Source organism: Ruegeria sp. AD11(2025) (genome assembly GCF_056542405.1).
In genome coordinates, this window is the sequence record NZ_JBQFZU010000168.1 from 1 (window position 1) to 531 (window position 531).

The 531-nt window shown below is 54.8% G+C and carries 1 protein-coding gene; it reads right to left on the reverse strand.

What is annotated here, in order from left to right:
• Positions 1-135: 135 nt before the first annotated feature.
• Positions 136-531, reverse strand: a 396-nt coding sequence (locus ACR1XY_RS24920; protein WP_480597567.1) for a c-type cytochrome, incomplete at its 5' end; no start/stop codon positions are given.

Genomic DNA, 531 nt, shown 5'->3' on the forward strand with positions numbered 1-531 from the left:
GGCTAAACCTAGCTAAAGGTCCAGCACTGACTGTTTCAAGTTTAGAATGCATAAACGCTTTGTGAAGTTTTTCCGGAACAAAAAAAGCCGCTGCCTGTCGGCAGCGGCCTGGAATCACCTAGAATTGACCGGATATCAGTTCCCGATGGTTTGCAGATACGCAATCAGATCGGCGCGTTCTTCGGGTTTTCTCAAGCCCGCAAAGCTCATGGATGTGCCCGAAATATACGCGCTTGGGCGTTCAAGGAAGGCGTCTAGGGCCTCAGGTGTCCAGTTTCCGCCATGCGCCTGCATGGCTGCCGAATAACCGGTGAATCCTTTGGCCGTTGCAACGGGCCGGTCAACGATACCATACAGGTACGGACCGGTGCCATTGGCGCCATCTTCCAGTTTGTGGCAAGCCGTACACTTACGGTACACGCGGGCGCCCTTCTCGGGATCGGCAGCCGCCAACATGTCCTCGAACACAATTTCTTCGCCGTCCGCGCTTTCACCCGCGCTTTCGGTTTCGATGATATACGCAAGTTCGCC